The sequence below is a fragment of the Actinoplanes sp. NPDC049548 genome (assembly GCF_040676695.1).
In the GTDB taxonomy this organism is placed as follows: Bacteria; Actinomycetota; Actinomycetes; order Mycobacteriales; family Micromonosporaceae; genus Actinoplanes.
Genome location: NZ_JBFAPM010000005.1, coordinates 357,093 through 379,330, shown reverse-complemented (window position 1 = coordinate 379,330; position 22,238 = coordinate 357,093). Strand labels below are relative to the sequence as shown.

The window sequence follows — 22,238 nt, the reverse complement described above, 5'->3', positions numbered from 1 at the left end:
TGGCTACGCCGGGCGGCCGAAGCCTGCGATCGGTTGAGAGTCGATGCCGGAGACGCGGACGTTCTCGCCGAACTCGGGGGCGTGGATCATCTTCCCGCCTCCGATGTAGATGCCGACGTGGCTGATCGGGCCGTAGAAGAACACCAGGTCACCCGGTCTCAGCTGCCCTCTGCCGATGTGGGCCGTCGAGGCGTACTGGCGGGCGGCGTTGTGGGGGAGGCCCACGCCCGCCCGGCGCCAGGCCGCCAGTGTCAGGCCTGAGCAGTCGTAGGAGCCGGGGCCGTCCGCGCCCCAGCGGTAGGGCTTGCCGAGCTGCGCGAAGGCGAATGCCACCGCTTCTCCTGCGGCGCCGGGGACGTAGTCGGGGACCGGGATGTCGCCGGTGTCGGTGTAGCGGGTGCCCCCGCCGTACGCGATCGCTCGCATCTGTTTGAGGGCGGTGATCTCGCCTTTGACGGTGGCTTTGCGGGTGTTGAGCTGGGTCTGCTGGCGGCGTTGCTGGGCGGCGAGGGCGTCGAGCATCTGCCGGGTGTCGTTGACCTTGGCCTCGGCCTGCTGCAGCGCGTCGGTGGCTCGCTGCTCCTCGGCGGCGAGCTGGTGCAGGACCAGCAGCTTGTCGACGAACTCGTGCGGCTCGTCCGAGGCGAAGAGGGCGACCGTCGGGCCGCTGCGGGTGCGCTGGTACGTGTTCGCCATCAGGCCGTTCACGAGGGCTTGTCGCTGCTCGAGCTCGCGGGTCAGCGGGCCCAGGCGGCTGTTGAGGTGCGCGATGCGGAGCTGAGTGCCGCGCAGGTCCTCGCGGGAGTTGTTGTACTGCTCGACGACCACCTCGAGGCGGCGCGAAGCGGTCGCGATGTGCTTGTCGAGCTCGGCCGCGGTGGGACGGTCGGCACGCGGGGAAGCGGCCGTGTGGCTCTCTGCCGGGAAGGAGAGCTCTGCCGATGAGGCCGCCGCGAAGGAGTCCGCGAGGCGGTCTACGGCGACGGATTCCTCGATGGCGGCGGAAGCGGCCGCGGGACCGGCGAGGGTCTGGGTGCAGGTGCCCGTGAGCAGCAGCGCCGACATCAGCGCGACAATGGCGGCCCGGGCGGTCACGGTAGACGACACAGAGCCATTAACGAGGCAAAACGTCCAAAAGCCACGCGATGGCGAGACAAGATCAGAGCCGGGCGGGCCGGGCAGGGGGAGCATACGGGTGGGGGGTATGCTGGACGGCATGACCACCGACCATGAACACCCGGGGCCGCACGGCTACTCCGGGGACAAGGCCGCGCTGCTCGGCAGGTTGCGGCGGATCGAGGGGCAGATCCGCGGTCTGCAACGGATGGTCGACGAGGACACGTACTGCATCGATGTTCTCACCCAGATCTCCGCCGCGAAGAGTGCGTTGCACGCTGTGGCCGTGGGTCTGCTCGAGGATCATCTCGCCCATTGCGTCGTCGATGCCGCCCGTGCCGGCGACCCGAGCGCCAAGGTCAAAGAGGCCTCCGACGCGATCGCCCGCCTCGTGCGGTCCTGAAGACAGAGAGTGAGACTGCCATGGCCGTCACCGCCACCTACACCGTCGCCGGGATGACCTGCGGACACTGCGTCCAGGCCGTGACCGGCGAACTCAAGGAGCTCCCCGGCGTCGAAGACGTCCAGGTCGAGCTCTCGACCGGCGCGGTCACCGTCACCAGCGCGGCGCCTCTCGCGGACGACGCCGTGCGGGCCGCCGTGGACGAGGCCGGCTACGAGCTCGCCGATGCCTGAGCGCCACGACGACACTCCCGACACCGACCAGCCCGACGACACCCCGCGAACCGAGGAGCGGGGGGCCGGGTTCAAGCTGGCCGCTTTCGGTGCCGTCGTCGTGGTGGTGCTCTTCGCCGGGTACGGCATCGGCCGCCTGAACAACTCCGTCGAGACGGCACGGTCCGCCACCCCGGCCGCCGACGCGCACGGCCACGGCCCCACCGCTTCGCATGACGACTCCGGGGCCGCGCCGCATGTGCACAACGCCGACGGCACTGTCACGCAGGTCGCCGGGTCGACCGCTGCGGCGCAGTCCGTCGGTGGCCTCGCGGTGACCTCCAGCGGTCTTACGCTGCGGCCCGAGACCGCGATCTTCACGGCCGGTCGCGCCCAGCCTCTGCGCTTCAAGATCACTGCTGCCGGTGGTGCGCCGGTCACCACTTACGCCGTCGTTCACGACAAGCCGTTGCACCTGGTCGTCGTGCGGCGGGACCTGACCGGGTTCCAGCATCTGCATCCCGTGATGGCGCCCGACGGCACCTGGAGCATCGACCTTCGGCTCGCTCAGCCGGGCAGCTACCGGGCCGTCGCGGACTTCACCGCGATCGTCGGCGGGCAGCAGACTCCCACGACGCTGGGCGTCGACCTCACGGTCGCCGGGAACTACGCGCCGGTCGCCCTTCCCGCTCCGGTCACCGAGGTCACCACGGACGGCTTCAGCGTTCAGTACGGGGGTACGCCGCAGACCGGCACGACGCAGCCCGTCCTCATGACCGTACGGGGCGCGGACGGCAAACCTGCGGAGCTGGAGCCGTATCTGGGGGCGTACGGGCATCTGGTCGTGCTGCGCGAGGGTGACGTGGGCTACGTCCATGTGCACCCGGAACCGCAGCCGGTCGACGGCGCCGTGAAGTTCTGGCTGGCTGCGCCGGGGCCGGGGCGCTACCGGATGTTCTTCGACTTCCAGGTGGCCGGCAAGGTTCACACCGTCGCCTTCACCGCCGTGGTCAGCTGAGGAGCTTCTCCAGCGCCGGCGTCACGCCCCACTGGGACGTGAGCGTCTCGTACTCGTCGCGCTGGGCGTCCGTGGCGGCGGCGCTCGTGCGGCGGGCGCGGAGCAGCAGGTTGCGGGGGGTGTGCTGGGAGTCGACGAACTCCACCACGTCCACCTTGTAGCCGTGCAGCCGCAGCAGGGACGAACGCAGCGAGTCGGTGAGGACGTCGGCGAAGCGCTCCCGCAGAATCGCGTTCCGGGTGATCTCCGCGTACGGCGGGGGAGCCGGCCGCCCCTTCAGCTGTGCGGCGATGTCGTGGTGGCAGCACGGTGCCGCCAGCACCCAGCGGGCGTTCCAGCGCACCGCCCGGGCCAGGGCCTGGTCGGTCGCCGTGTCGCAGGCGTGCAGGGCCAGGACCAGGTCCGGCGCCTGCTCGACCTCGGCCTCCTCGATCGTGCCCGCGACGAACCGTACGGCGTCGGCGCAGCCCAGTTGCTCGGCGACGGCGGAGTTGCGTACCCGTTGGTCCTCGCGGACGTCGACCCCCACGACCTGGACGTTCGCGCCTCGGTCCGTCAGATGCCGGTACGCCGCGAAGGTCAGGTAGGCGTTGCCGCAGCCCAGGTCGACGACGCGCAGCGGCGACGGCAGCTCCTCGGGCAGCGTGGCGGCCAGGGCCCGCAGGAACGCGTCGACCTGGCGCCGCTTGGCCGCGTTGCCGCCGATGACGGCGAACAGCGGGTCGCCCGGGTCGAGCAGCCACTGCTTGGCCCGGTCGTGGTCCTGCGGCGCGCGGGCGGCGGGCGCGGCCGCGCGGTGCACCTGGGCGTCACCCTTCTTCGTGACCCGGACCTGCACCGTCGCCGTCTCGGTCTCCACGTGCCAGTTGCCGAACGGCTCGGCCAGCAGGGCGTCGACCGCCGCGGCGGCCTCGGCGTCGGCGACGTTCCTCGTGTACGGGCGGGCGCCGTCGTCCGTGACGATCTGCAGCTTCCGGCCGGCCTTGAGCGTGACCGGGCGCAGTTCGGCGCGGGTGACCGAGGGGGTGGCGGTGCGGCGCCGGCCGGCCGCGACCGCGCGGGTCAGGGTGGGGCCGAGCACCAGCTCGCGAACCTCGGCGAGGGCGGCGTCCAGGGGTTGGGGCATCCTGCCATTCTGCCCCGGTGAACCGGCGGGGCCGCGATCCGGCCGCTCTTTGTTAGGCTGCCCTAACGCGGCGGCAGGCTTGGAGGTGCTGCGATGACGTTGGCCGACCCTCCCGCGCGACTCTCCGCCCGGCTGCGGACCGGAACCCGCAGCGAGCACGACGCCGCGCAGGGCAGCGGCTTCCTCGACCGGCTCGCCGCCGGCACCCTGCCCCGGGCGGCGTACGCGGACCTCGCCGTCCAGCACTGGTTCATCTACGAGACTCTCGAGCGGGCCGCGGCGGCGATGGCGGACCACCCCGTGGCGGGCGCGTTCGTCTTTCCGGAGCTGACCCGTCTGCCCGCCCTCACCGACGACCTTGCCGAGCTGGCCGGTCACACCCCGGGCGAGCTGCTGTTTCCGCTCGCCGCCACCCGCGAGTACCGCGAGCGGCTCCAGGCGGTCGCGTTCGACACCCCCTGGGGATTCATCGCGCACCACTACACCCGCTACCTGGGCGACCTGTCCGGCGGGCAGTATCTCGGGCCGGCGATCGCGCGGGCGTACGGGCTCGACGGCCCCGGGCACCGGTTCTTCGTCTTCGACGGGATCTCGCCGCCCGACTTCCGCCGGCGGTACCGGGACCTGCTCGACGCGGCGGACCTCTCGCCGGAGGATGCGGATCGGCTGCTGGCGGAGGTCGTGGAGGCGTACCGGTTGAACATCGCCGTCCTGGACGAGCTGAAGCGGCGGTGGGCGTCGTGACGTTCCCACCCGATGTGGTCGAGCAGATCGCGCGTCACATGAACGGCGACCACGCCGAGGACAACGTGCTCATCGTTCGGGGGCTCGGCGGGATCGCCGCCGCCAGCGCCGCGCGGATGTCGGGGATGGACGCCGACGGGATGGACTTCGAGGCCACCGTGAACGGTATCGCGGTGCCGGTGCGGATCCCGTTCCAGCAGCGGCTCACGGAACGCCGCCAGGTGCGGGCGGAGGCGGTGCGCATGTACCGCGAAGCCTGCGCCGCGCTGGGCGTCGAGCCCCGCCACTGAGCAACGAAAAGGGGCGTCGAGCCCTGCCACTGAGCAACGAAAAGGGCGCCCCACCGGCCGGTGGGGCGCCCTTTTCGTTGCTCAGGTCAGTCCTGCGTGCCGGTGCCGACTCCGGCGTCGGAGCCGCCGGTCATCTCCGCGGCGTCGGACCCGCCACCACTGCGGCGGCGGCGCCGGCGTGGACGGGTGCTCTCGCCCTCGGAAGCGTCCTCACCGGCATCCGAGGAAGCCGGTGCAGCACCCGATGCGGCATCCGAGGAAGCCGGTGCGGCACCCGACGAAGCCGGTGCGGCGTCCGAGAAGGCCGGGGCCTCGGCGCGGGTCCGGGACCGGCTGCGGCTGCGGGACCGGGGGCCGGCCGGGGCCTGCGACTCATCGGCGGGCTGGGCGTCCGCCGAGTCGGCCGCCGGGGAGTCGGACGGTGCTGTGTCCGTACCGGAAACGGCTTCTCCGGCGCGACGGCGGCGACGCTGCCGGCGCGGGCGGTCGGACGTCTCCTCCTCCGCCGGCCCGGTGCCCTCCGCCGCCGCGGAGTCGTCGCTGCGGCCCCGCGAACGGCCTCGGCCGCGCGGGCGGGTGGAATCCCGGCCGCTGCCGCGTCGCCGGCCGCCCAGGTCCTCCTCGACCTCCGCCGCCAGGCCCGCCCGGTTGCGCTCGGCGGTGGGCAGCGTGCCGGAGATGTCCGTGGGGATGTCCAGGTCGGCGTAGAGCGCCGGAGAGGTGTGGTACGTCTCCGGCGGCTGCGGCATGCTCAGGCCCATCGACTTGTCGATGAGGACCCAGCGTGGCATGTCCTCCCAGTCCACGAAGGTCACGGCCACGCCCGTCGCCCCCGCGCGGCCGGTGCGGCCGATGCGGTGGGTGTAGGTGTCCGGGTCCTCCGGGCAGTCATAGTTGATCACGTGCGTGACGCCGGAGACGTCGAGACCGCGGGCCGCGACGTCGGTGGCGACCAGGACGTCGATCTTTCCCGTACGGAACGCGCGCAGTGCCCGCTCGCGGGCGCCCTGGCCGAGGTCGCCGTGGACGGCGGCGACCGCGAAGCCGCGGAAGTCCAGGTCCTCGGCGACCCGGTCGGCCGCGCGCTTCGTCCGGGTGAAGATCATCGTGAGGCCGCGGTCCTTAGCCTGCAGGATGCGCGCCACCATCTCGAGCTTGTTGAGCGGGTGGGTGCGGTAGACGACCTGCTTGGTCAGCGGGGACGGGCCGCTGTCGGCGGTGTGGCCGGCGTGGATCGTCACCGGGTGCCGCAGGAAGCGGCGGGACAGCGCGACGATCGGGTCCGGCATGGTGGCCGAGAACAGCATCGTCTGACGCTGCTCGGGGAGCATCGCCAGGATCTTCTCGACGTCCTCGAGGAAGCCCAGGTCGAGCATCCGGTCGGCCTCGTCGAGGACCAGGGCCTTGATCCCGGTGAGCTTCAGCTGCTTCTGCTTCGACAGGTCGAGCAGGCGGCCGGGCGTGCCGACGAGGATCTCGACGCCCTTCTTGAGCGCCTCGACCTGCGGCTCGTACGCCACGCCGCCGTAGATCGGCAGCACCCGCACGCCCCGGGTCGCGCCCGCGGCGGCGAGGTCGCGGGCCACCTGCAGGCCCAGCTCGCGGGTCGGGACGACGATCAGGGCCTGGGGCTTGCCGTCGGCGCCCTCCGACGGGGCGGTCACCCGCTCCAGGATGGGCAGGCCGAAGCCGAGGGTCTTGCCGGTGCCGGTCGGGGCCTGGCCGATGAGGTCGGTGCCGCGCAGGGCGATCGGGAGGGCGTACTCCTGGATCGCGAAGGCCCTGGTGATGCCCGCCGCGGCCAGCGCCTCCACGGTCTCGGCACGCACGCCGAGCTCGGCGAAGGTGGGGCTGTCGGCGCGCACGGGCGCGCGGGTCAGAGCGGGTACCAGAGCGGGTTCTGTGTCGATGTTCGGGTTGTCGGTCATGGAGTTCTACGGGTGCCTCTCGTGGTGCGCCCGTCGAAGTCCTGGGCGCGGTCTGGGTAGGGCGCGGGCCACACGCGAGAGAAGCTCACGGGCCGCACGCGCGTCGCCGCGGCGATTTGGCGGACAGCCGTGCGAACAGGCTGGACGCATCGACGTGGCGGCGACGCAGGCAAGTCTACCCGACGGAGGGATTCTGCACCTCAGGCCGAAGGTGACCGTGCTGCAGGAATGCTTCAGGGGGCCCCGGCCGGAGCCCCCTGAACGCGACGTGCCTAGCGGGTGGTGAAGCCGAACGGCCGGTTCGAGCTCTCGGCGATCTCCACGTAGGCCACCTTGGCGATCGGCACGATCACCTTGCGGCCCTTCTCATCGGTCAGGGTCAGGACGCTGTCCTTGGCCATCGCCTCGGTCACGAGCTGCTCGACCTCGGCCGGCGTCTGTGCGCTCTCCAGCGACAGCTCGCGCGGGGCGTACTGCACGCCGATCTTGACCTCCACTGGGGTCCCTCCCTCTCAGCAGTCTTCCGACATGAAGGCTAGCCGATTTCTCCGGACGTTCCGGGCGTTGACTCACCCTGCAGCGGGAAGCTGGCGATACCCCGCCAGACCAGGGCCGCGACCAGGGCTTCCGCCTCGCCCTTGGGAACCTGGCGGCCGGTCGCGAGCCAGTACTGGGCGGCCTGGCCGGAGACGCCGACCAGGCCGGCGGCGAGCAGCTCGGCCTTCTCCTGGCTCAGGCCGGTGTCCGAGACGACCGTGTCGGTGACCGCCGCGATGCAGCCCTGCTCCACCCGCTCGACGCGCTCGCGCACCTGCGGGTCGTTGCGCAGGTCGGACTCGAAGACCAGGCGGAAGGCCTCGCTCTCGTGGTCCATGAAGTCGAAGTACGCGCGGACGGCGCCCTTGACGCGTTCCTTGTTGTCGGGCGTGCTCAGCATGGCGCCGCGTACCTTGGCGATTATCGCGTCGCAGTGCGTGTCCAGCAGTGCCAGGTAGAGCTCGAGCTTGCCGGGGAAGTGCTGGTAGAGCACGGGCTTGGAAACGCCGGCCCGCTCCGCGATCTCGTCCATGGCCGCGGCGTGATAGCCCTGGGCCACGAAGATCTGCTGCGCGGCGGCAAGCAGTTGCTTACGGCGCGCGGAGCGCGGCAGGCGCGTGGGGCGCCCCGCCGTCTGTGCTCCGCCGGACGCAGCGGTCATGTCAACAACCTCCGGTGCTCGTTCCACCGCGCGCAGCAACGCGGATTGCCCGGTTCGTCGCCTGTCGCGTTCCGGGCGGGCAATTGTCGCGACGCTGCAACTTATCGCCACTGCAACCACACGGTAGCCTCAGCGTGGGGCAAGCGAGGAGCGCGTGGTGGACGAAACAGGGCATTCCGGTGACGCTGGTACCGCGGACGGCGGTACCGGAGCCGAGTCACGTGACCGTACCCTGTTGAACGGCTGGGCGGCGAGGGAAAGTCCCTGGTCCAACGCCGGTGCGGCGCTCGACTCGGAAACCGAGATCCCGGCCTGGCGACGCCCCGGCGCGGAGAGCCGCCCGTTCGGTCAGCGCCCCCTTCCGACGGACCCTCCGTCGGGTGACATCCGCCCGTTCGCGGCCCCGCCGCCGCCGTCGTTCACGCCCGCCCGCCCGTCGCCCGACGACTCCCCGCCGCGCACCGACGGTTCCGCCGGCCCCCGCTGGTCCGATGGCCGCGCGCGGTATGAGGACCTGCTCTCGTCCAACGGCGCCGAGCCCCGTCAGAACCAGCCGCCCCGGGCCGCCGAGCCGCCGGAGCGTCCTGACCCGCTGTCGCCCGAGCTGTTGCGCGCGAACGGTCACGAGACCACGGAGCTGCGTCCCGTCCCGCCGACCCTGCCGGCCAGCGCCCCGCCGTACCCGTATGAGGGCGACCTGGACGACGCCCGCCAGCAGCGGGCGGCGCTGCCCGCCGAGCAACCCTTCCCGGCGGTCCGGCCGGCCACTCCGGGCGGCCGCCGCCCCGACTGGTCGGCGCCCGAGTCCGCGCGGCACGCCCTGAACCCGCCGACGCCCGCCGAGGGGATGCCCCGGGTCGGCCCCGAGGCCTCCGAGGGCACGCGATCCGGTGATCAGCCGACGGTCCGTGCGTCGTACGATCCGTCCAGCTTCCCGCGCCGGTTGCCGTACCAGCCCCCGCAGCCGGCGTTCCCGGCCCGGCCGGCCGGCGAACCCGGCGCCCGCGACGCGGGGGAGCGACCCTTCTCCGCGTTGCCCCAGCGCGTCCCGGCCCAGCCGGACGTGCCCACCGTCCCGGAGCCGCCGTCCGTGGAGCCCTCGGCCGCGACCCCCGCGCTGGCCCGCATCGCGACGCACCTGCGCCGCGGTGACGTGCTGTCGTCGCACGAGCGGCAGGAGGGTTTCGACGTCAACGCCATCCTGGAGGCGGTCCGCGAGGTCGACGGCGTCCGGGATGCGGCCCTGCGGACCACCCCGGCCGGTGCGCACAGCCTGCGGCTGGACCTGGCCGAGGGCGCCGACCCGGCCGAGGTGAGCCGTCAGGTCGCCCGCCTGCTGCAGGACCGGATGGGCCTGGACGCCGCCATGCAGGGCGCCTCCCCGCTCGGAGCGCCCCCGCAGAGCCCGCCGTCCTCGGCGCCGCGCAGCCCCGCCCCGCCGTCCCCGGCACCCCGCTCGGCGCCTCCCGCGGGCCGCGCATCGCTGCCCGCACCGGCGCCCAGCTCACCGAGTGCCCAGGCCTCCGCGCCTCCCGCCGCCCCGGCGCCCCCGGCGCAGCCCGCGCCCTTCGTGCCGGCCCAGCCCAACCCGGCCGGCCGCCCGGCGCCGGCCGCGCCCGCGACGGTCGAGAACGTGCCGACCGGCTTCGACGCCGCCCCACCTCGCCCGCTGCTCGAGCCGGGCGAACCCCCCGCGCCGCGCGTGATGATCGAGAATGTCCAGGTCACGACCTTCGGCAGCGAAGCGACGGTACGCGTCCAGCTCGCCATCGGCACCCAGATCGCCGCGGGCGAGGCCACCGGCCCGGCGACCGACGGCTACCTGCTGCGGCTGTGCGCGATGGCGACGACGAGCGCCGTCGACGAGCTGCTCGTCCACTCGGACCACGCCGACGGCCCGGCGAAGTGCTTCGTCGAGCACGCGGCGGCCGTGCCGTTCGGGTCGATGCAGGTGGCCGTGGTCGTGGTCCTGCTCGCCACCGACGGCTGGGTCGAGCAGCTCGCCGGCTCGGCGGTCGTCACCGGTGACGACCGGCAGGCGATGGTCCGCGCCACACTGGCGGCCGTCAACCGGCGCCTCGAGGCACTCTTGTCCTGATGAAGGGCGCAAAACTCGCGGCGGACGACGTCCTGCCGCCCGACGGCGAGGTGCCACCGCCGTGGCCGGCCCGCCGGGTCACGATCGACGGCGCGATGCTGCACGTACGCGACACGCCCGCCACCGCCCCCGGCGCCGAACCGGCGGTCTACGTGCACGGCCTCGGCGGCTCGTCGCAGAACTTCACCGACCTCGCCGGGCTGCTCGCCGACCGCTTCGACGGCCAGGCCGTGGACCTGCCCGGCTTCGGCTACAGCGACCCCAGCCGGCGTTACTCCATCCCCGCGTTCGCCGACCGGCTCATCGGCTACCTCGAGGACGCCGGCCGCGGCCCCGTCCACCTGGTCGGCAACTCGCTGGGCGGCTCCATCTCCGTGCGCGTCGCCGCGCTGCGCCCCGACCTGGTGCGCACGCTCACCCTGATCACGCCCGCGATGCCGTTCCTCGACCCCCGGCGTACGGCGCAGGCGCAGGCGCTGCCGCTGCTCGCGCTGCCCCGGGGACACCGGATCCTCGGCTGGGCGATGGCCCGGATGACCGCCGAGGAGATGGCGCATCAGGTGCTGCTCGCCTGCTTCGGCGACACCACCAAGGTCAGCGCCCAGCGCCGGGCCGAGGCGATCGAGGAGATCAAGCTCCGCTACACCGTCGCCCACTACTCGCAGGCGTACCTGGGCACACTGCGAGGGCTGGCGTCGAGCTTCCTGCGGGCCTACCTGCCGGGGGCCAACTCGCAGTGGCGCCTCGCCGCCAGGATCACGGCACCGACGCTGGTCATCGGCGGCCTCAAGGACGGGCTGGTGGACCCCCGGGTGCCGGCCCGCGTCGCCAAGGTGATCCCGGACAGCCGGCTGCTGATCCTGCCCGGCGTCGGGCACGTGGCGCAGATGGAGGTGCCGCGGCTGGTCGCCCGGGCGGTGGTCGGCATGCTGGAGGACGTCGGCTCACCGGTGGGCTAGCAGTTCCGAGGTGTGGCACGCTGGCGGGAGATGATCCACACCCGTATGCCGCGCGTCTGGTTCGCGGTCCCGATGGCGGTCGCCCTGCTGCTGGCAGGCGGCATGCTGCTGCCCACGGTGTGGTCGTCGGCCGAGGCGCCGCCCGCCCCGGCACCACCTTCCGCCTCCGTCGCGCCTCCTGCTCCCGCCGTGCCGACGCCCACCTCGGCCGCCCCCATCCCTGTCGCGCAGAACCCCCTGGCGCTGCCCGGCAAGGTCCCGGTCCACGGATCCGGCAAGTTCGACTACGCGTCCGGACAAAGCAAGATTTTCGGTACGCGCGGAGCCGTGCGCCGCTTCCGCGTGGCGGTGGAGCGCGGCAGCAACGAGGACGTCGCCGAGTTCGCCGCGCAGGTGGAGGCGACCCTGGGCGACAGCCGGAGCTGGATCGGCGACGGGAGGCTGCGGCTGCAGCGCGTGGCCGGCACTGTGCCCGCGAGCTTCACGGTGTACCTGGCCACCCGGGACACGGCCGGGCGGATGTGCCGTGACGGAGGCGTCGACATCGTCGTGGGCGGGCGACCGTACACGTCGTGCCGGACCACCGGGCGGGCGATCATCAACCTGGACCGGTGGCGCCTGTCGGCCGCGCCGTACCTCGCGGCCCGGGTGCCGCTCGCCGTCTACCGCCAGTACGTGGTCAACCACGAGGTCGGACACGAGCTGGGCCGGCAGCACGAGGGCTGCCCGAAGCGCGGCGGACCGGCGCCGGTCATGGTGCAGCAGACCCTCACGCTGCGCGGATGCGTCCCGTACGCCTGGCCCCGCCGAGGCGGTCGGTCGCTGCGCGGGGCGGCTGTCTGACCTCCGCGGAAACGCCTCTGACGCCCTGCCGCCTCTGGCACGCTGGCGGTGTCATGGCGAAGACGGCACCCGCCCGGCGCCGCACGGTGCAGCGCATCACGGACGCGGATCTCGAGGCCTACGTGGCGGCGGCCGCGCAGTGGCGGCGACCGGCGTCCCATCACCGGCATCCCGTGCGGCTGATCCTGCTTCTGCTGCTCACTGCGCTGGTGTTGGTGGGAGGCCGGTTGATCCGGAACACCCCTGATCCCGAGGTCCGGGCGGTCGTGTCGGTGGCGCCCAGTGCTCAGCCCGTACCCGTGAAAGCCGTCACCACCGAGCCGCGTGCCACCGGCGACTTCGTCCGGGCCCGGGGGAAGGGGCCGGTGCTGGGCAGCGGCGGAACCCTGCGCCGGTTCCAGGTGGCGGTGGAGACGGGGATCGCCCGGAGCGCGGACGGGTTCGCCGGCGAGGTGGACCGGATCCTCGGTGACCGGCGGAGCTGGATCGCCGGTCGCGACCACCGGCTGCAGCGCGTGCCGGAGGGGAACCGGGCGCAGTTCACCGTCTACCTGGCCACGGCCCGGACGTCCGAGCGGATGTGTGCCGAGGCGGGACTTCGGACCGACGGGTACACCTCGTGCCGGCTCGAGGGTCGCGTGATCATCAACTGGGACCGGTGGCAGCACGGCGTGCCGCGCTACGGGGCACCGCTGGCGGTCTACCGGGCGTACGCGATCAACCACGAGGTCGGGCACGAGCTCGGGCACGGCCACGAGTCCTGTCCCGGCGACGGGAAGCCCGCGCCGGTCATGATGCAGCAGACCTATGGGCTCGGCGGGTGCGTCGCGAACGCGTGGCCCTACCTCGGCGGCCGGCGGTACGCGGGCAACCCCGCCGACTGACGATTCATTCCCCATCCCGCATGTCGGGCCGGTGTTGCACGTCATGCCCACAGCCCCGATCCACGAGCAACAATGGTGGCGCACCCGACCGTCAACCCGGGGAGTTCACCGTGTCACTGCCCCCGCTCGTCGAACCGGCCGCCGAGCTGTCCGTCGATGAGATCCGCCGCTACTCCCGTCACCTGATCATCCCCGACGTCGGGATGGACGGGCAGAAGCGGCTCAAGAACGCCAAGGTGCTCGTCGTCGGCGCCGGTGGCCTGGGCTCCCCGGCGCTGCTCTACCTGGCCGCGGCCGGGGTGGGCACGCTCGGCATCGTGGACTTCGACACCGTCGACGAGTCGAACCTGCAGCGCCAGATCATCCACGGCGTCTCCGACGTCGACCGGCCCAAGGCCGAGTCCGCCGCGTCGAGCATCCGCGAGATCAACCCGCTGGTGAACGTGGTCATCCACAACACCGCGCTCGACCGCGACAACGTCAAGGAGATCTTCGGCCAGTACGACCTCATCGTCGACGGCACCGACAACTTCGCGACCCGCTACATGGTCAACGACGCGGCGGTGCTGCTCGGCAAGCCGTACGTCTGGGGTTCGATCTACCGCTTCGACGGCCAGGCCTCGGTCTTCTGGGAGGAGCACGGTCCCTGCTACCGCTGCCTCTACCCGGAGCCCCCGCCGCCCGGCATGGTCCCGTCCTGCGCCGAGGGCGGCGTGCTCGGCGTGCTGTGCGCGTCGATCGGCTCGATCCAGGTCAACGAGGCGATCAAGCTGATCACCGGCATCGGCGAGCCGCTGGTCGGCCGGTTGATGGTCTACGACGCCCTGGAGATGGAATACCGCAAGATCAAGGTTCGCAAGGACCCGAACTGCGCGCTGTGCGGCGAGAACCCCACGGTCACCGACCTCCTCGAGGACTACGAGGACTTCTGCGGCGCCGTCTCCACGGAGGCCCAGGAGGCCACGCTCAACGCGACGATCACCGCCCGCGAGCTCAAGGAATGGCAGGACTCCGGCAAGGACGTCTTCCTGGTCGACGTCCGCGAGCCGGCCGAGTGGGAGATCAACCGCATCCCCGGCGCGACCCTGATCCCCAAGGGCGACATCCTCTCGGGCGAGGCCCTGTCCCGCTTCCCGCAGGACCGTCAGATCGTCCTGCACTGCAAGTCGGGCGTCCGCTCGGCGGAGGCTCTCGCCGCCCTGAAGGCGGCCGGCTTCAAGGACGCGGTGCACGTCCAGGGCGGCATCGTCTCCTGGGTCAACACGGTCGACCCGTCGCTGCCGTCGTACTGAACCGTCCATCGGCCCCAATCGCTGCTGGTAGCCGGCCCGCTGGGCGCGTAGCGTCTCGGTAGTGGTCGATATTGATGCCGCCATCGGGTACGTCGTGGCCCACGGCGACCCGGTCGAGCGGGCCCGGCTGTCCTACCTGCGCACCGGCAGCCAGCCGCCACCGGCCGTTCTCGACCGCATCGAGAGCGGACAGACCCCGGCGGGCGGCTGGCCTGCGGGCGGCGACGGCTCGGTGCCGTCGGTGGACGCCACCTGCTTCCGCCTGTCCGAGCTCGACGACCTCGGCGGCCTCCGAGGGCCCCAGGTGGACCGCGCCCTGGCCTGGCTGGCGAGCGTCCAGCACGCCGACGGGACCTGGCAGGAGGACGAGTCCCTGGCCGCGGAGGCCCCGGCGTGGGCCATGCCGGGCGACCCCGAGGCCACGCTGTACCTGACCGCGGTGGCCGGCTTCTGGATGACGGTCGCCGACGTGGAAGCCCATCCCCACCACGAGGAACCAGCCCGGTACGCCGCCAACCTCACGGCCGCGGCCCGGCACGTGGTCGCCCAGCTGCGTCCCGACGGCACCTGGCCGTCGTTCCTGGCGGCCGGGTGGCACGCGGCGGGGCTCCTGCACGAGCAGCAGTTCTTCTACGAGTCGGCCCGGATGCAGCTCGTGCTGAGCGACCGCCTGCCGGACATGTCGCCGGCGGACGTGGCGAGCATGGCGGCCGCCCTGCGCCGGGTCAATCTGGGGGACGACTGGCTGTTGCAGAGCGCCAGGAAGCGGCTGGGGGAGACCCAGCGGACCGACGGCGGCTGGGACAGCGACGAGGGGCCGGTCTTCGACGTCAACACCACGCTGATCGCCATCAGAGCCTGCCGCTGACCAGCTTCGCGATGCGGTTGACGCCTTCGACCAGGTCTTCGTCGGCCAGTGCGTAGGAGAGGCGCAGGTATCCGGGGGTGCCGAACGCCTCGCCGGGCACCACCGCGACTTCGGCCTCGTCGAGGATCAGGTCGGCCAGCTCCAACGACGAGGCCGGTCGGCGCCCCAGCAGCCCCTTGACGGACGGGTACACGTAGAAAGCGCCCTGCGGTTCCGGGCAGTGGACCCCCGGGATCTCGTTGAGCAGGCGCACGATCGTGCGGCGCCGCCGGTCGAACACCTGCCGCATCCGATGCACCGCGGACAGATCGCCGCTGACCGCCGCCAGTGCGGCGGCCTGGGCCACGTTGCAGACGTTGGACGTCGTGTGCGACTGCAGATCGGTGGCAGCCTTGATCACGTCGCGGGGGCCGGACATCCAGCCGACCCGCCAGCCGGTCATCGCAAACGTCTTGGAGACGCCGTTGAGCACCACGGTGCGCTCGGCGAGCTCGGGCACCGCCACCGGCAGCGAGTGGAACTCGGCGTTGCCGTACACGAGATGCTCGTAGATCTCGTCGGCGACGACCATCAGGTCGTGGTCCAGCGCCCAGCGGCCGATCTCCTCGAGCTGAGCGCGGGAACAGACGGCACCGGTCGGGTTGGACGGTGAGCACATCAGCAGCACCCGGGTCCGCGGCGTCCGCGCCGCCTCCAGCTGCTCGGTGGTGACCAGATGGCCCGCCGCCTCATCGGTCATGACGGTGACCGGCACGCCGCCGGCGAGCTTGACCGCCTCCGGGTAGGTGGTCCAGTACGGCGCCGGCAGCAGCACCTCGTCGCCCGGGTCGAGCAGCGTCGCGAAGGCCTGATGAACGGCCTGCTTGCCGCCGTTGGTGACGATGACCTGCGCGGGCTCGATCTGCTGGCCGGAGTCGCGGCGCACCTTGCGTGCGATGGCCGCGCGCAGCTCGGGCAACCCCCCGGCCGGCGTGTACTTGTGAGTCCTCGGGTCCCGGCACGCTCGCGCCGCGGCGTCCACGATGTAGCCGGGGGTGGGAAAGTCGGGCTCCCCGGCCCCGAAGCCGATGACCGGCCGGCCCGCGGCCCGCATCATCTTCGCCCTCGCGTCGACGGCCAGCGTCGCGGATTCGGCGATGCCGGAGACCCGCTCGGAGATGCGCCGCATGGTCACCGCACGAGCCACGAGCCGAAAAGGCGGTGCAGCAACGGCACGACCACCCAGACCATCAGCGCGACCATGACCGGCACGATCACCGCGAATCGGCCGGCCATGGGAAGCGGCTCCAGCACCGGCGCAGCCACAGCGACCCCCGTCGTGATGAGCGGATACAGCGCGGCCACCATCAGCGCCCACAACTTCCAGCGCACCGGTTGGTCCCGTCTCACCCTCTGTGTCATGCACCGAGCCTGCGGGGCCGGCGTGAGCCGGACCAGACCGCGGGATGCCTAGCAGCCACGCACCCAGGCTGCACCGGACGGCAGCTGCCACACTGGGCCCATGGCGCCACCCAACCCGCTCGGCGAGTTCCTCCGTGCGCGCCGTGCACGTCTCCAGCCGCAGGACATCGGACTACCGCCAACAATCGGCCGCCGCCGTACTGCCGGACTGCGCCGCGAGGAACTGGCCGCGGTCGCCGGGCTGAGCGTCGACTACTACATCCGTCTCGAGCAGGGCCGCGAACGCAATCCAGGCCCGGCCGTCATCGTCTCGCTCGCCCAGACGCTGCGGCTCGACGCCGACGAACGCCGGCATCTGCACCGGCTCGCCGACCATGCCGCCGGGCGCCAGGCGGAGCGGCCACCGCCGCGCCCGGCGGTGAGCGCGGCCACCCTCGGCATGCTCGAGCACCTCCGCCCCTGGCCGGCGCTGATCCTCGCGCGCACCGGGGACATCCTCGCCTGCAACCCCGAGGGGCTGGCGCTGTACGCCGGCCTCGACGAGTGGCCCGAATCGCGGCGCAGCATCATCCGCTACATCTTCACGCACCCGGCAGCACGGTCAGTGCTGGCCCCTTGGCAGTGGTTCGCAGCCACCAGCGTCGCCAACCTGCGCCACTGGACCGGCACCGACCCCGACGCCCCGGACCTGCGCCGCATCCACGACGAGCTCGCCGCCGTCAGCGCCGACTTCCGCCGGCTGTGGGCACGCCACGACGTCCGCCCGCGCCGGACCAGCCACAAGACGTTCCACCACCCCGGCATCGGCGACATCACCCTGACTCACCAGACCTTGCACGTGGACGACTCCTCCACCCGGCTGAGCCTCTATCAGCCCGAACCCGCGTACGCCGACCAGGTCGCGCTCCTTGCGCACACCCTCGAAACCCACTTGTCGGAGTGAGTACTCACTCCGTATGGTGGTGGCATGACACCCATGACCGACCGGCGTCGAGCGCCGGGTATGACCGCCGAAGAACGCCGCGACACCATCGTCCGCGCCGCCCTGCCGCTGGTGGCCGAGCGCGGCGCCGCCGTGACCACCGCTCAGATCGCCCGCGCGGCGGGGATCGGGGAGGCCACCATCTTCCGCGTCTTCGCGGACAAGAACGAGGTGCTGCAGGCCTGCATCGCCGCCGCGATGGACCCCACCCTCGCCCTGCGGGAACTGCGGTCGATCTCCCTGGACCAGCCGCTGGTGGCGCGGCTGGTGGAGGCGGTGAACGCGCTGGACGCCTACTTCGGACGAATGGGCGCGGTCATCGGCGCGGTGCACGCCTCCGGCACTCCGCACCGCCGGCCCGGCACCGAAGCCGTCGATCCCGCACGGCCCCGCGGCCGGTCGGCCGACCGGGACGCCGCGCAGGCCGCGACCCGGCAGGCCGTCCTGGAGCTCTTCCAGCCCGACGAGGCGGAGCTGCGCTTGCCGGCCGAGGCGGCGACCGACGCCTTCCTCAGCATGTTCTTCGGCCGCGGCGGCTCACGCGCCACGACACCCGCGACGACGGAACAACTCGTGGACCTGTTCCTCCACGGAGCCGTTCAGCGGGTGTGACCGTTGCCCGTGACGATGTACTTCGTCGACGTCAGCTCCGGCAGCCCCATCGGCCCTCGCGCGTGCAGCTTCTGCGTGCTGATGCCGATCTCCGCCCCGAACCCGAACTCCCCGCCGTCCGTGAACCGCGTCGACGCGTTGATCATCACCGCCGCAGCGTCCACTCTGGCCGCGAACCGCCGGACCGCCGTCGTGCTCTCGCTGACGATCGCCTCGGTGTGTCCGGTGCCGTAACGCCGGATGTGGTCCAGCGCGTCGTCCAGCGAGTCCACGACCGCGACCGAGATGTCGGCCGACAGGTACTCCTTGCCCCAGTCCTCGGATGTCGCCGGCACCACGCCGTCGAAGGCCGCCACCCGGGGGTCGCCGTGGATCGTCACGCCCGCGTTGATGAGCTCCTCGATCACCAGCGGCAGGAACGAATCCGACAGCGCCGAGTGCACCAGCAGCGACTCGGCCGTGTTGCACGTCGACAGCCGCTGCGTCTTGGAATTCAGCACCACGCCGAGCGCCTTCTCCAGGTCCGCGGCCTCGTCCACGTACACGTGGCAGTTGCCCACGCCGGTTTCGATGACCGGGACGGTCGACTCCTCGACCACCGTCTTGATCAGCGATGCCCCGCCGCGGGGGATCAGCACGTCGACCAGCCCGCGCGCCCGCATCAGCTCCTTGACCGAGTCGCGGGTCGTGGCGTCGAGCAGCTGCACCGCGTTCGCAGGGAGGCCGGAGTCCGCGATCGCCTTGCGCAGCACCGAGACGATCGCCGCGTTGGAGCTCATCGCCGAGCTCGAACCGCGCAGCAGGGCCGCGTTTCCGCTCTTGAGACAGATGCCGGCCGCGTCGGCGGTCACGTTCGGGCGGCCCTCGTAGATGATGCCGACCACGCCGAACGGCACCCGGACCTGACGCAGCTCCAGGCCGTTGGCCAGCGTCGACCCGCGGATCACGTCGCCGACGGGGTCCGGCAGGGCGGCCAGCTGCCGCAGGCCGTCGGCCATCGCGGCGACCCGGTCCGGGGTCAGGGTGAGGCGGTCGATCATCGCTTCCGGCTGGCCACCGGTACGGGCGTTGTCGATGTCCACCGCGTTCGCGGCGACGATGTCCTCGGTGCGTTCGACGAGGCGTTCCGCCATCAGGAGCAGTGCGGCGTCCTTCTCCGATCGGGTGGCGGCGGCGAGGTCGATCGCGGCGACCCGGGCCTCGGCGGCCTGCTGAAGCACAGTCATGATCACTCCTGGGAGGTTCAGAGAAGGACCAGGTCGTCGCGGTGCACGACCTCTCGTTCATATCCTGGCCCGAGGGCCGCCGCCAGCTCCGGCGTGGACCGCCCGAGGAGGGCGGGAAGTTCTACGGCGTCGTAGTTCACCAGGCCTCGGGCCACCGGGGCCCCCGAGTCGGCGTCGACCAGGTCGACCGGGTCGCCGGCCGCGAACGAGCCGTCCACCGCCGTGATGCCCGCGGGCAGCAGCGACTTGCGGCGGGCGACCACCGCGGCCACGGCACCCGCGTCGAGGTGCAGCCGGCCGCGGGGGGACGTCGCGTGGGCGAGCCAGAACAGCCGGGCGGTGGGCCGGGTCGGCATCGCCTGGAAGAGGGTGCCGACCTCCTCGCCTTCCAGCACCGGGCCGGCCATCGGCGCCGCGGTCAGCACGACGGGGATGCCGAAGCCCGTGGCGATGCGGGCGGCTTCGACCTTGGTCACCATGCCGCCCGTGCCGACACCCGCCTTGCCCGCGGAGCCGATGGCGATGCCCTCCAGGTCCGCCTCGTCGCGTACGGAGGTGATGCGGCGGGATGCCGGGTCCGCGGGGTCGCCGGTGTAGAGGGCGTCCACGTCGGAGAGCAGGATCAGCAGGTCCGCCTGGACGAGGGCGGCGACGAGGGCGGCGAGGCGGTCGTTGTCGCCGAAGCGGATCTCCTCGGTGGCGACCGTGTCGTTCTCGTTCACGATCGGCAGCGCGCCCAGGTCGAGCAGCTTGCGCAGGGTCCTGTACGCGTTGCGGTAGTGGGCGCGCCGGGTCACGTCGTCGACGGTGAGCAGCACCTGGCCCACCGTGAGGCCGTGGCGGGCGAAGCCGGCCGCGTACCGTCCGATCAGCAGGCCCTGACCCACCGAGGCCGCCGCCTGCTGGGTGGCGAGGTCGCGCGGTCGCCGGCGCAGCCTGAGCGGCGCCAGGCCCGCGGCGATGGCGCCGCTGGAGACCAGCACCACCTCCCGGCCCTGGGTGGCATGCCTGCCCAGCACGTCGACCAGGGCGTCGACCCGCTGCTCGTCGATCCCGCCGGCGGCCGTGGTCAGCGAGGACGACCCCACCTTGACGACGACGCGGCGGGCACCGGTCACCTCTTCGCGCACCTGCACCATTCTGCTCGCCGGGGTCGGCGAACCCCGGCGCGGATCCCATATCGTGGCGACGGTGACACCGCAGGAGTACGTCGAAGAGGTGCTGCGGCTCGTGGAGAGCATCCCCGAGGGCCGGGTCATGTCCTACGGCGCGGTGGCCGACGCCCTCGCCGAGCGGTCGGGCCGGAACTCGCCGCGTCAGGTGGGGACGATCATGGCTCGCCACGGCGGCGGCGTTCCGTGGCATCGGGTGGTGACCGGTTCCGGGCGCATGCCGCCGGGGCACGAGCAGGAGGCGAGGCAGCGCTTGCTGAGCGAAGGAGTGCCCCTGAGGGGCGATCACGTGGACATGGCCCGCGCCGGCTGGACGCCCTGATGGAGGCGGGACGGCCGAGCCGCACGGCGTACAGCGCGGCGCGGTACCGGGCGGCACATCAGGTCATGGACGGCGGGGCGATCTTCGCGGACCCGCTGGCCGTGCGGATCGTCGGGGAGGCGCCGGACACCGAGGAGGCGCCGGGCCGCCGGGGGCAGCGGCTGTTCATCGCCGCGCGGGCCCGTTTCGCCGAGGACGCCCTGGCCACGGCCGTGGCTCGGGGTACGCGGCAGGTGGTGGTGCTCGGCGCCGGCCTGGACACGTTCGCCTATCGGAACCCGTACCCGGGGCTGGAAGTGGTCGAGGTCGACCACCCGGACACCCAGGCGTGGAAGCGGCGGCGGCTGCGGGACGAGGGGATCGAGGTGCCGGCGACGCTGACCTACGTGCCGGTGGACTTCGAGAAGGAGTCGCTGGGTGACAGGTTTGCGGCGCGGCCGGGGGCCTTCTTCATGTGGCTCGGCGTCGTGCCTTATCTCAGCCGTGAGGGGGTCGACGAGACCCTGGGCTTCGTCGCGGGGGTCGACCGGGCCGAGGTGGTGTTCGACTACGCGATGCCGACGGCGTCGATGTCGGCCGAGCGGCGGGCGTCCCTGGAGGCGCGGGCGGCCCGGGCGGCGCGCGTCGGGGAGCCGTGGCGGTCGTCCTTCATGCCGGCCGAGGTGGCCATGCTGCTGCGGGAGAGCGGGTTCGGCGAGATCGAGGATCTCGGGCCGGCGGAGCTCGCGGCCCGCTATTTCGGCCGGCCCGACGTGCCGAAGGACACCCCGGGCGGGCACCTGCTGCACGCGCGGAAGCTCTAGCGGATCCCGATCCAGGACATCGCGCCGCGCATCTGGAACTCGAAGAACTCGCGGCGCTCGTCGATGGTGTTGTTGAGCTGCCCGAACAGCTCCGCGCTGACCGCGCCGCAGCAATGGATCCAGCCGGCCATGCAGCGGGCGACCAGCTGGGGAGGTACGCCCGGCGCCGCGCGTTCGGCCACCCCTGCGAGTTCCGCGCCCAGTCGTCCGCCGACGGGCCGGCCGATCTCGACCCGGCCGGCGGCCGCGGCCTCCTGCACGACGCGGCCGAGCGCCAGGATCACCCGGATCGCCGGGCCGACCGTGTCGCTGGGGGCCTGGTATCCGGGCACCGGGCTGCCGTAGATCAGCGCCCACTCGTGCGGGTTGGCCAGCGCCCAGTCCCGTACGGCGTGACACACCGCGAGCCAGGAGCCCTGCTCCGCGGCGGCTTCGGCGGCGGCGCCCAGGGCGTCGTACGCGTCGATGATCAGCGCCGTGAGCAGCTCGTCCCGGCTGGCGAAGTAGCGGTAGACCGCCGAGGACGCCATGCCGAGCTCCCGGGCGACCGCCCGCAGCGACAGGTTCGCGCCGTCGGTGGCGAGGTGGCGGCGCGCGGCGGCCTTGATCTCGTCGGTCATCTCGGCGCGGAGCCGGGCACGGATCGAGGCAGCGGTCATGTGAACAGTGTGCCATACCGAGAGCACTGCTCTTGACGGCGAGCGCGGATCGGTGTTTCCTATGGAGAGCAGTGCTCACAAA

Annotated in this window: 25 protein-coding genes; 15 read left to right on the top strand and 10 right to left on the bottom strand. The window is 72.5% G+C overall.

The features are described 5' to 3' along the window. Positions 1-3 precede the first annotated feature (3 nt). Positions 4-1,107 carry an NlpC/P60 family protein gene (locus AB0J80_RS13745; RefSeq protein ID WP_364704458.1) on the bottom strand — a complete coding sequence of 368 codons (1,104 nt, stop codon included), beginning with the start codon at positions 1,105-1,107 and terminating at the stop codon, positions 4-6. 109 nt (positions 1,108-1,216) lie between these two features. Here AB0J80_RS13745 and AB0J80_RS13740 point away from each other — a divergent pair, with 109 nt between their 5' ends. The 3 genes from AB0J80_RS13740 to AB0J80_RS13730 are packed head-to-tail and all read left to right on the top strand — an operon-like array spanning position 1,217 to position 2,749. Beyond that, positions 1,217-1,519 (top strand): metal-sensitive transcriptional regulator, encoded by a 303-nt coding sequence (locus tag AB0J80_RS13740; protein ID WP_364704456.1) that lies wholly within the window; start codon positions 1,217-1,219, stop codon positions 1,517-1,519. A gap of 20 nt (positions 1,520-1,539) precedes the next feature. Then, a complete protein-coding gene (locus AB0J80_RS13735; protein ID WP_364704455.1) occupies positions 1,540-1,752 on the top strand; it encodes a cation transporter in 213 nt (70 codons plus the stop codon). Further along, positions 1,745-2,749, top strand: coding sequence for a hypothetical protein (locus AB0J80_RS13730; protein ID WP_364704454.1), 1,005 nt, complete (start codon positions 1,745-1,747; stop codon positions 2,747-2,749). Before AB0J80_RS13735 ends, AB0J80_RS13730 begins: the two co-directional genes overlap by 8 nt. Here AB0J80_RS13730 and AB0J80_RS13725 read toward each other — a convergent pair. After that, positions 2,742-3,875, bottom strand: coding sequence for an SAM-dependent methyltransferase (locus AB0J80_RS13725; protein ID WP_364704453.1), 1,134 nt, complete (start codon positions 3,873-3,875; stop codon positions 2,742-2,744). The genes AB0J80_RS13730 and AB0J80_RS13725 overlap by 8 nt on opposite strands. A 93-nt stretch (positions 3,876-3,968) precedes the next feature. On the opposite strand from AB0J80_RS13725, the gene AB0J80_RS13720 reads away from it, so the two are divergent. Next, positions 3,969-4,619, top strand: a complete 651-nt coding sequence (locus tag AB0J80_RS13720; RefSeq protein WP_364704452.1) for a biliverdin-producing heme oxygenase — start codon at positions 3,969-3,971, stop codon at positions 4,617-4,619. Next, positions 4,616-4,909 (top strand): DUF2470 domain-containing protein, encoded by a 294-nt coding sequence (locus AB0J80_RS13715; protein ID WP_364704450.1) that lies wholly within the window; start codon positions 4,616-4,618, stop codon positions 4,907-4,909. Before AB0J80_RS13720 ends, AB0J80_RS13715 begins: the two co-directional genes overlap by 4 nt. 86 nt (positions 4,910-4,995) lie before the next feature. On the opposite strand, the gene AB0J80_RS13710 is transcribed toward AB0J80_RS13715, so the two are convergent. From AB0J80_RS13710 to AB0J80_RS13700, 3 genes are all read right to left on the bottom strand, one after another. Continuing rightward, on the bottom strand, positions 4,996-6,837 hold the full coding sequence (locus tag AB0J80_RS13710; protein ID WP_364704448.1) for a DEAD/DEAH box helicase: 1,842 nt from the start codon (positions 6,835-6,837) through the stop codon (positions 4,996-4,998). A 272-nt stretch (positions 6,838-7,109) separates the two neighbouring features. Continuing rightward, positions 7,110-7,334 carry a DUF3107 domain-containing protein gene (locus AB0J80_RS13705; protein WP_364704447.1) on the bottom strand — a complete coding sequence of 75 codons (225 nt, stop codon included), beginning with the start codon at positions 7,332-7,334 and terminating at the stop codon, positions 7,110-7,112. Between the two features lie 38 nt (positions 7,335-7,372). Then, a complete protein-coding gene (locus AB0J80_RS13700; protein WP_364704446.1) occupies positions 7,373-8,035 on the bottom strand; it encodes a TetR/AcrR family transcriptional regulator in 663 nt (220 codons plus the stop codon). Positions 8,036-8,270: 235 nt separating this feature from the next. Here AB0J80_RS13700 and AB0J80_RS13695 point away from each other — a divergent pair, with 235 nt between their 5' ends. The 6 genes from AB0J80_RS13695 (at position 8,271) to AB0J80_RS13670 (ending at position 14,979) form a co-directional block, all read left to right on the top strand. Continuing rightward, positions 8,271-10,133 carry a Daple gene (locus AB0J80_RS13695; RefSeq protein WP_364704445.1) on the top strand — a complete coding sequence of 621 codons (1,863 nt, stop codon included), beginning with the start codon at positions 8,271-8,273 and terminating at the stop codon, positions 10,131-10,133. Further along, the gene (locus AB0J80_RS13690; RefSeq protein WP_364704444.1) at positions 10,133-11,092 is read left to right on the top strand and encodes an alpha/beta hydrolase; all 960 of its coding nucleotides are present in this window, start codon (positions 10,133-10,135) and stop codon (positions 11,090-11,092) included. The genes AB0J80_RS13695 and AB0J80_RS13690 overlap by 1 nt, the downstream gene beginning before the upstream one ends. 30 nt (positions 11,093-11,122) lie before the next feature. Continuing rightward, positions 11,123-11,935: a DUF3152 domain-containing protein gene (locus tag AB0J80_RS13685; RefSeq protein WP_364704443.1), complete on the top strand. Its 813-nt coding sequence runs from the start codon at positions 11,123-11,125 to the stop codon at positions 11,933-11,935. 53 nt (positions 11,936-11,988) lie between these two features. Then, positions 11,989-12,819 carry a DUF3152 domain-containing protein gene (locus AB0J80_RS13680; RefSeq protein WP_364704442.1) on the top strand — a complete coding sequence of 277 codons (831 nt, stop codon included), beginning with the start codon at positions 11,989-11,991 and terminating at the stop codon, positions 12,817-12,819. A gap of 110 nt (positions 12,820-12,929) precedes the next feature. Beyond that, positions 12,930-14,111 carry an adenylyltransferase/sulfurtransferase MoeZ gene (gene moeZ, locus AB0J80_RS13675; RefSeq protein WP_364704440.1) on the top strand — a complete coding sequence of 394 codons (1,182 nt, stop codon included), beginning with the start codon at positions 12,930-12,932 and terminating at the stop codon, positions 14,109-14,111. A 61-nt stretch (positions 14,112-14,172) separates the two neighbouring features. After that, positions 14,173-14,979 (top strand): prenyltransferase/squalene oxidase repeat-containing protein, encoded by an 807-nt coding sequence (locus AB0J80_RS13670; protein WP_364704438.1) that lies wholly within the window; start codon positions 14,173-14,175, stop codon positions 14,977-14,979. Here AB0J80_RS13670 and AB0J80_RS13665 read toward each other — a convergent pair. Continuing rightward, the gene (locus AB0J80_RS13665) at positions 14,963-16,165 is read right to left on the bottom strand and encodes a pyridoxal phosphate-dependent aminotransferase (RefSeq protein WP_364704436.1); all 1,203 of its coding nucleotides are present in this window, start codon (positions 16,163-16,165) and stop codon (positions 14,963-14,965) included. The genes AB0J80_RS13670 and AB0J80_RS13665 overlap by 17 nt on opposite strands. After that, positions 16,150-16,380 (bottom strand): hypothetical protein, encoded by a 231-nt coding sequence (locus AB0J80_RS13660; protein WP_364704435.1) that lies wholly within the window; start codon positions 16,378-16,380, stop codon positions 16,150-16,152. Before AB0J80_RS13660 ends, AB0J80_RS13665 begins: the two co-directional genes overlap by 16 nt. Before the next feature lie 100 nt (positions 16,381-16,480). Here AB0J80_RS13660 and AB0J80_RS13655 point away from each other — a divergent pair, with 100 nt between their 5' ends. Then, the gene (locus AB0J80_RS13655) at positions 16,481-17,323 is read left to right on the top strand and encodes a helix-turn-helix transcriptional regulator (protein WP_364704434.1); all 843 of its coding nucleotides are present in this window, start codon (positions 16,481-16,483) and stop codon (positions 17,321-17,323) included. 24 nt (positions 17,324-17,347) lie between these two features. Further along, positions 17,348-17,974, top strand: coding sequence for a helix-turn-helix domain-containing protein (locus AB0J80_RS13650; RefSeq protein ID WP_364704432.1), 627 nt, complete (start codon positions 17,348-17,350; stop codon positions 17,972-17,974). Here AB0J80_RS13650 and AB0J80_RS13645 read toward each other — a convergent pair. Beyond that, entirely contained in the window at positions 17,962-19,200 is a 1,239-nt protein-coding gene (locus tag AB0J80_RS13645) for a glutamate-5-semialdehyde dehydrogenase (RefSeq protein WP_364704430.1), read from the bottom strand. The two genes, AB0J80_RS13650 and AB0J80_RS13645, sit on opposite strands and share 13 nt — an antisense overlap. Positions 19,201-19,217: 17 nt before the next feature. Continuing rightward, positions 19,218-20,330 carry a glutamate 5-kinase gene (gene proB, locus AB0J80_RS13640; RefSeq protein WP_364704429.1) on the bottom strand — a complete coding sequence of 371 codons (1,113 nt, stop codon included), beginning with the start codon at positions 20,328-20,330 and terminating at the stop codon, positions 19,218-19,220. A 61-nt stretch (positions 20,331-20,391) separates the two neighbouring features. Between proB and AB0J80_RS13635 the strand changes: the two genes are divergently transcribed. Continuing rightward, positions 20,392-20,694: an MGMT family protein gene (locus AB0J80_RS13635; RefSeq protein ID WP_364704428.1), complete on the top strand. Its 303-nt coding sequence runs from the start codon at positions 20,392-20,394 to the stop codon at positions 20,692-20,694. Further along, entirely contained in the window at positions 20,694-21,497 is an 804-nt protein-coding gene (locus AB0J80_RS13630; RefSeq protein ID WP_364704426.1) for an SAM-dependent methyltransferase, read from the top strand. Before AB0J80_RS13635 ends, AB0J80_RS13630 begins: the two co-directional genes overlap by 1 nt. Here the strand turns inward: AB0J80_RS13630 and AB0J80_RS13625 are convergent. After that, positions 21,494-22,156 carry a TetR/AcrR family transcriptional regulator gene (locus tag AB0J80_RS13625; RefSeq protein ID WP_364704424.1) on the bottom strand — a complete coding sequence of 221 codons (663 nt, stop codon included), beginning with the start codon at positions 22,154-22,156 and terminating at the stop codon, positions 21,494-21,496. The genes AB0J80_RS13630 and AB0J80_RS13625 overlap by 4 nt on opposite strands. Between the last annotated feature and the right edge of the window lie 82 nt (positions 22,157-22,238).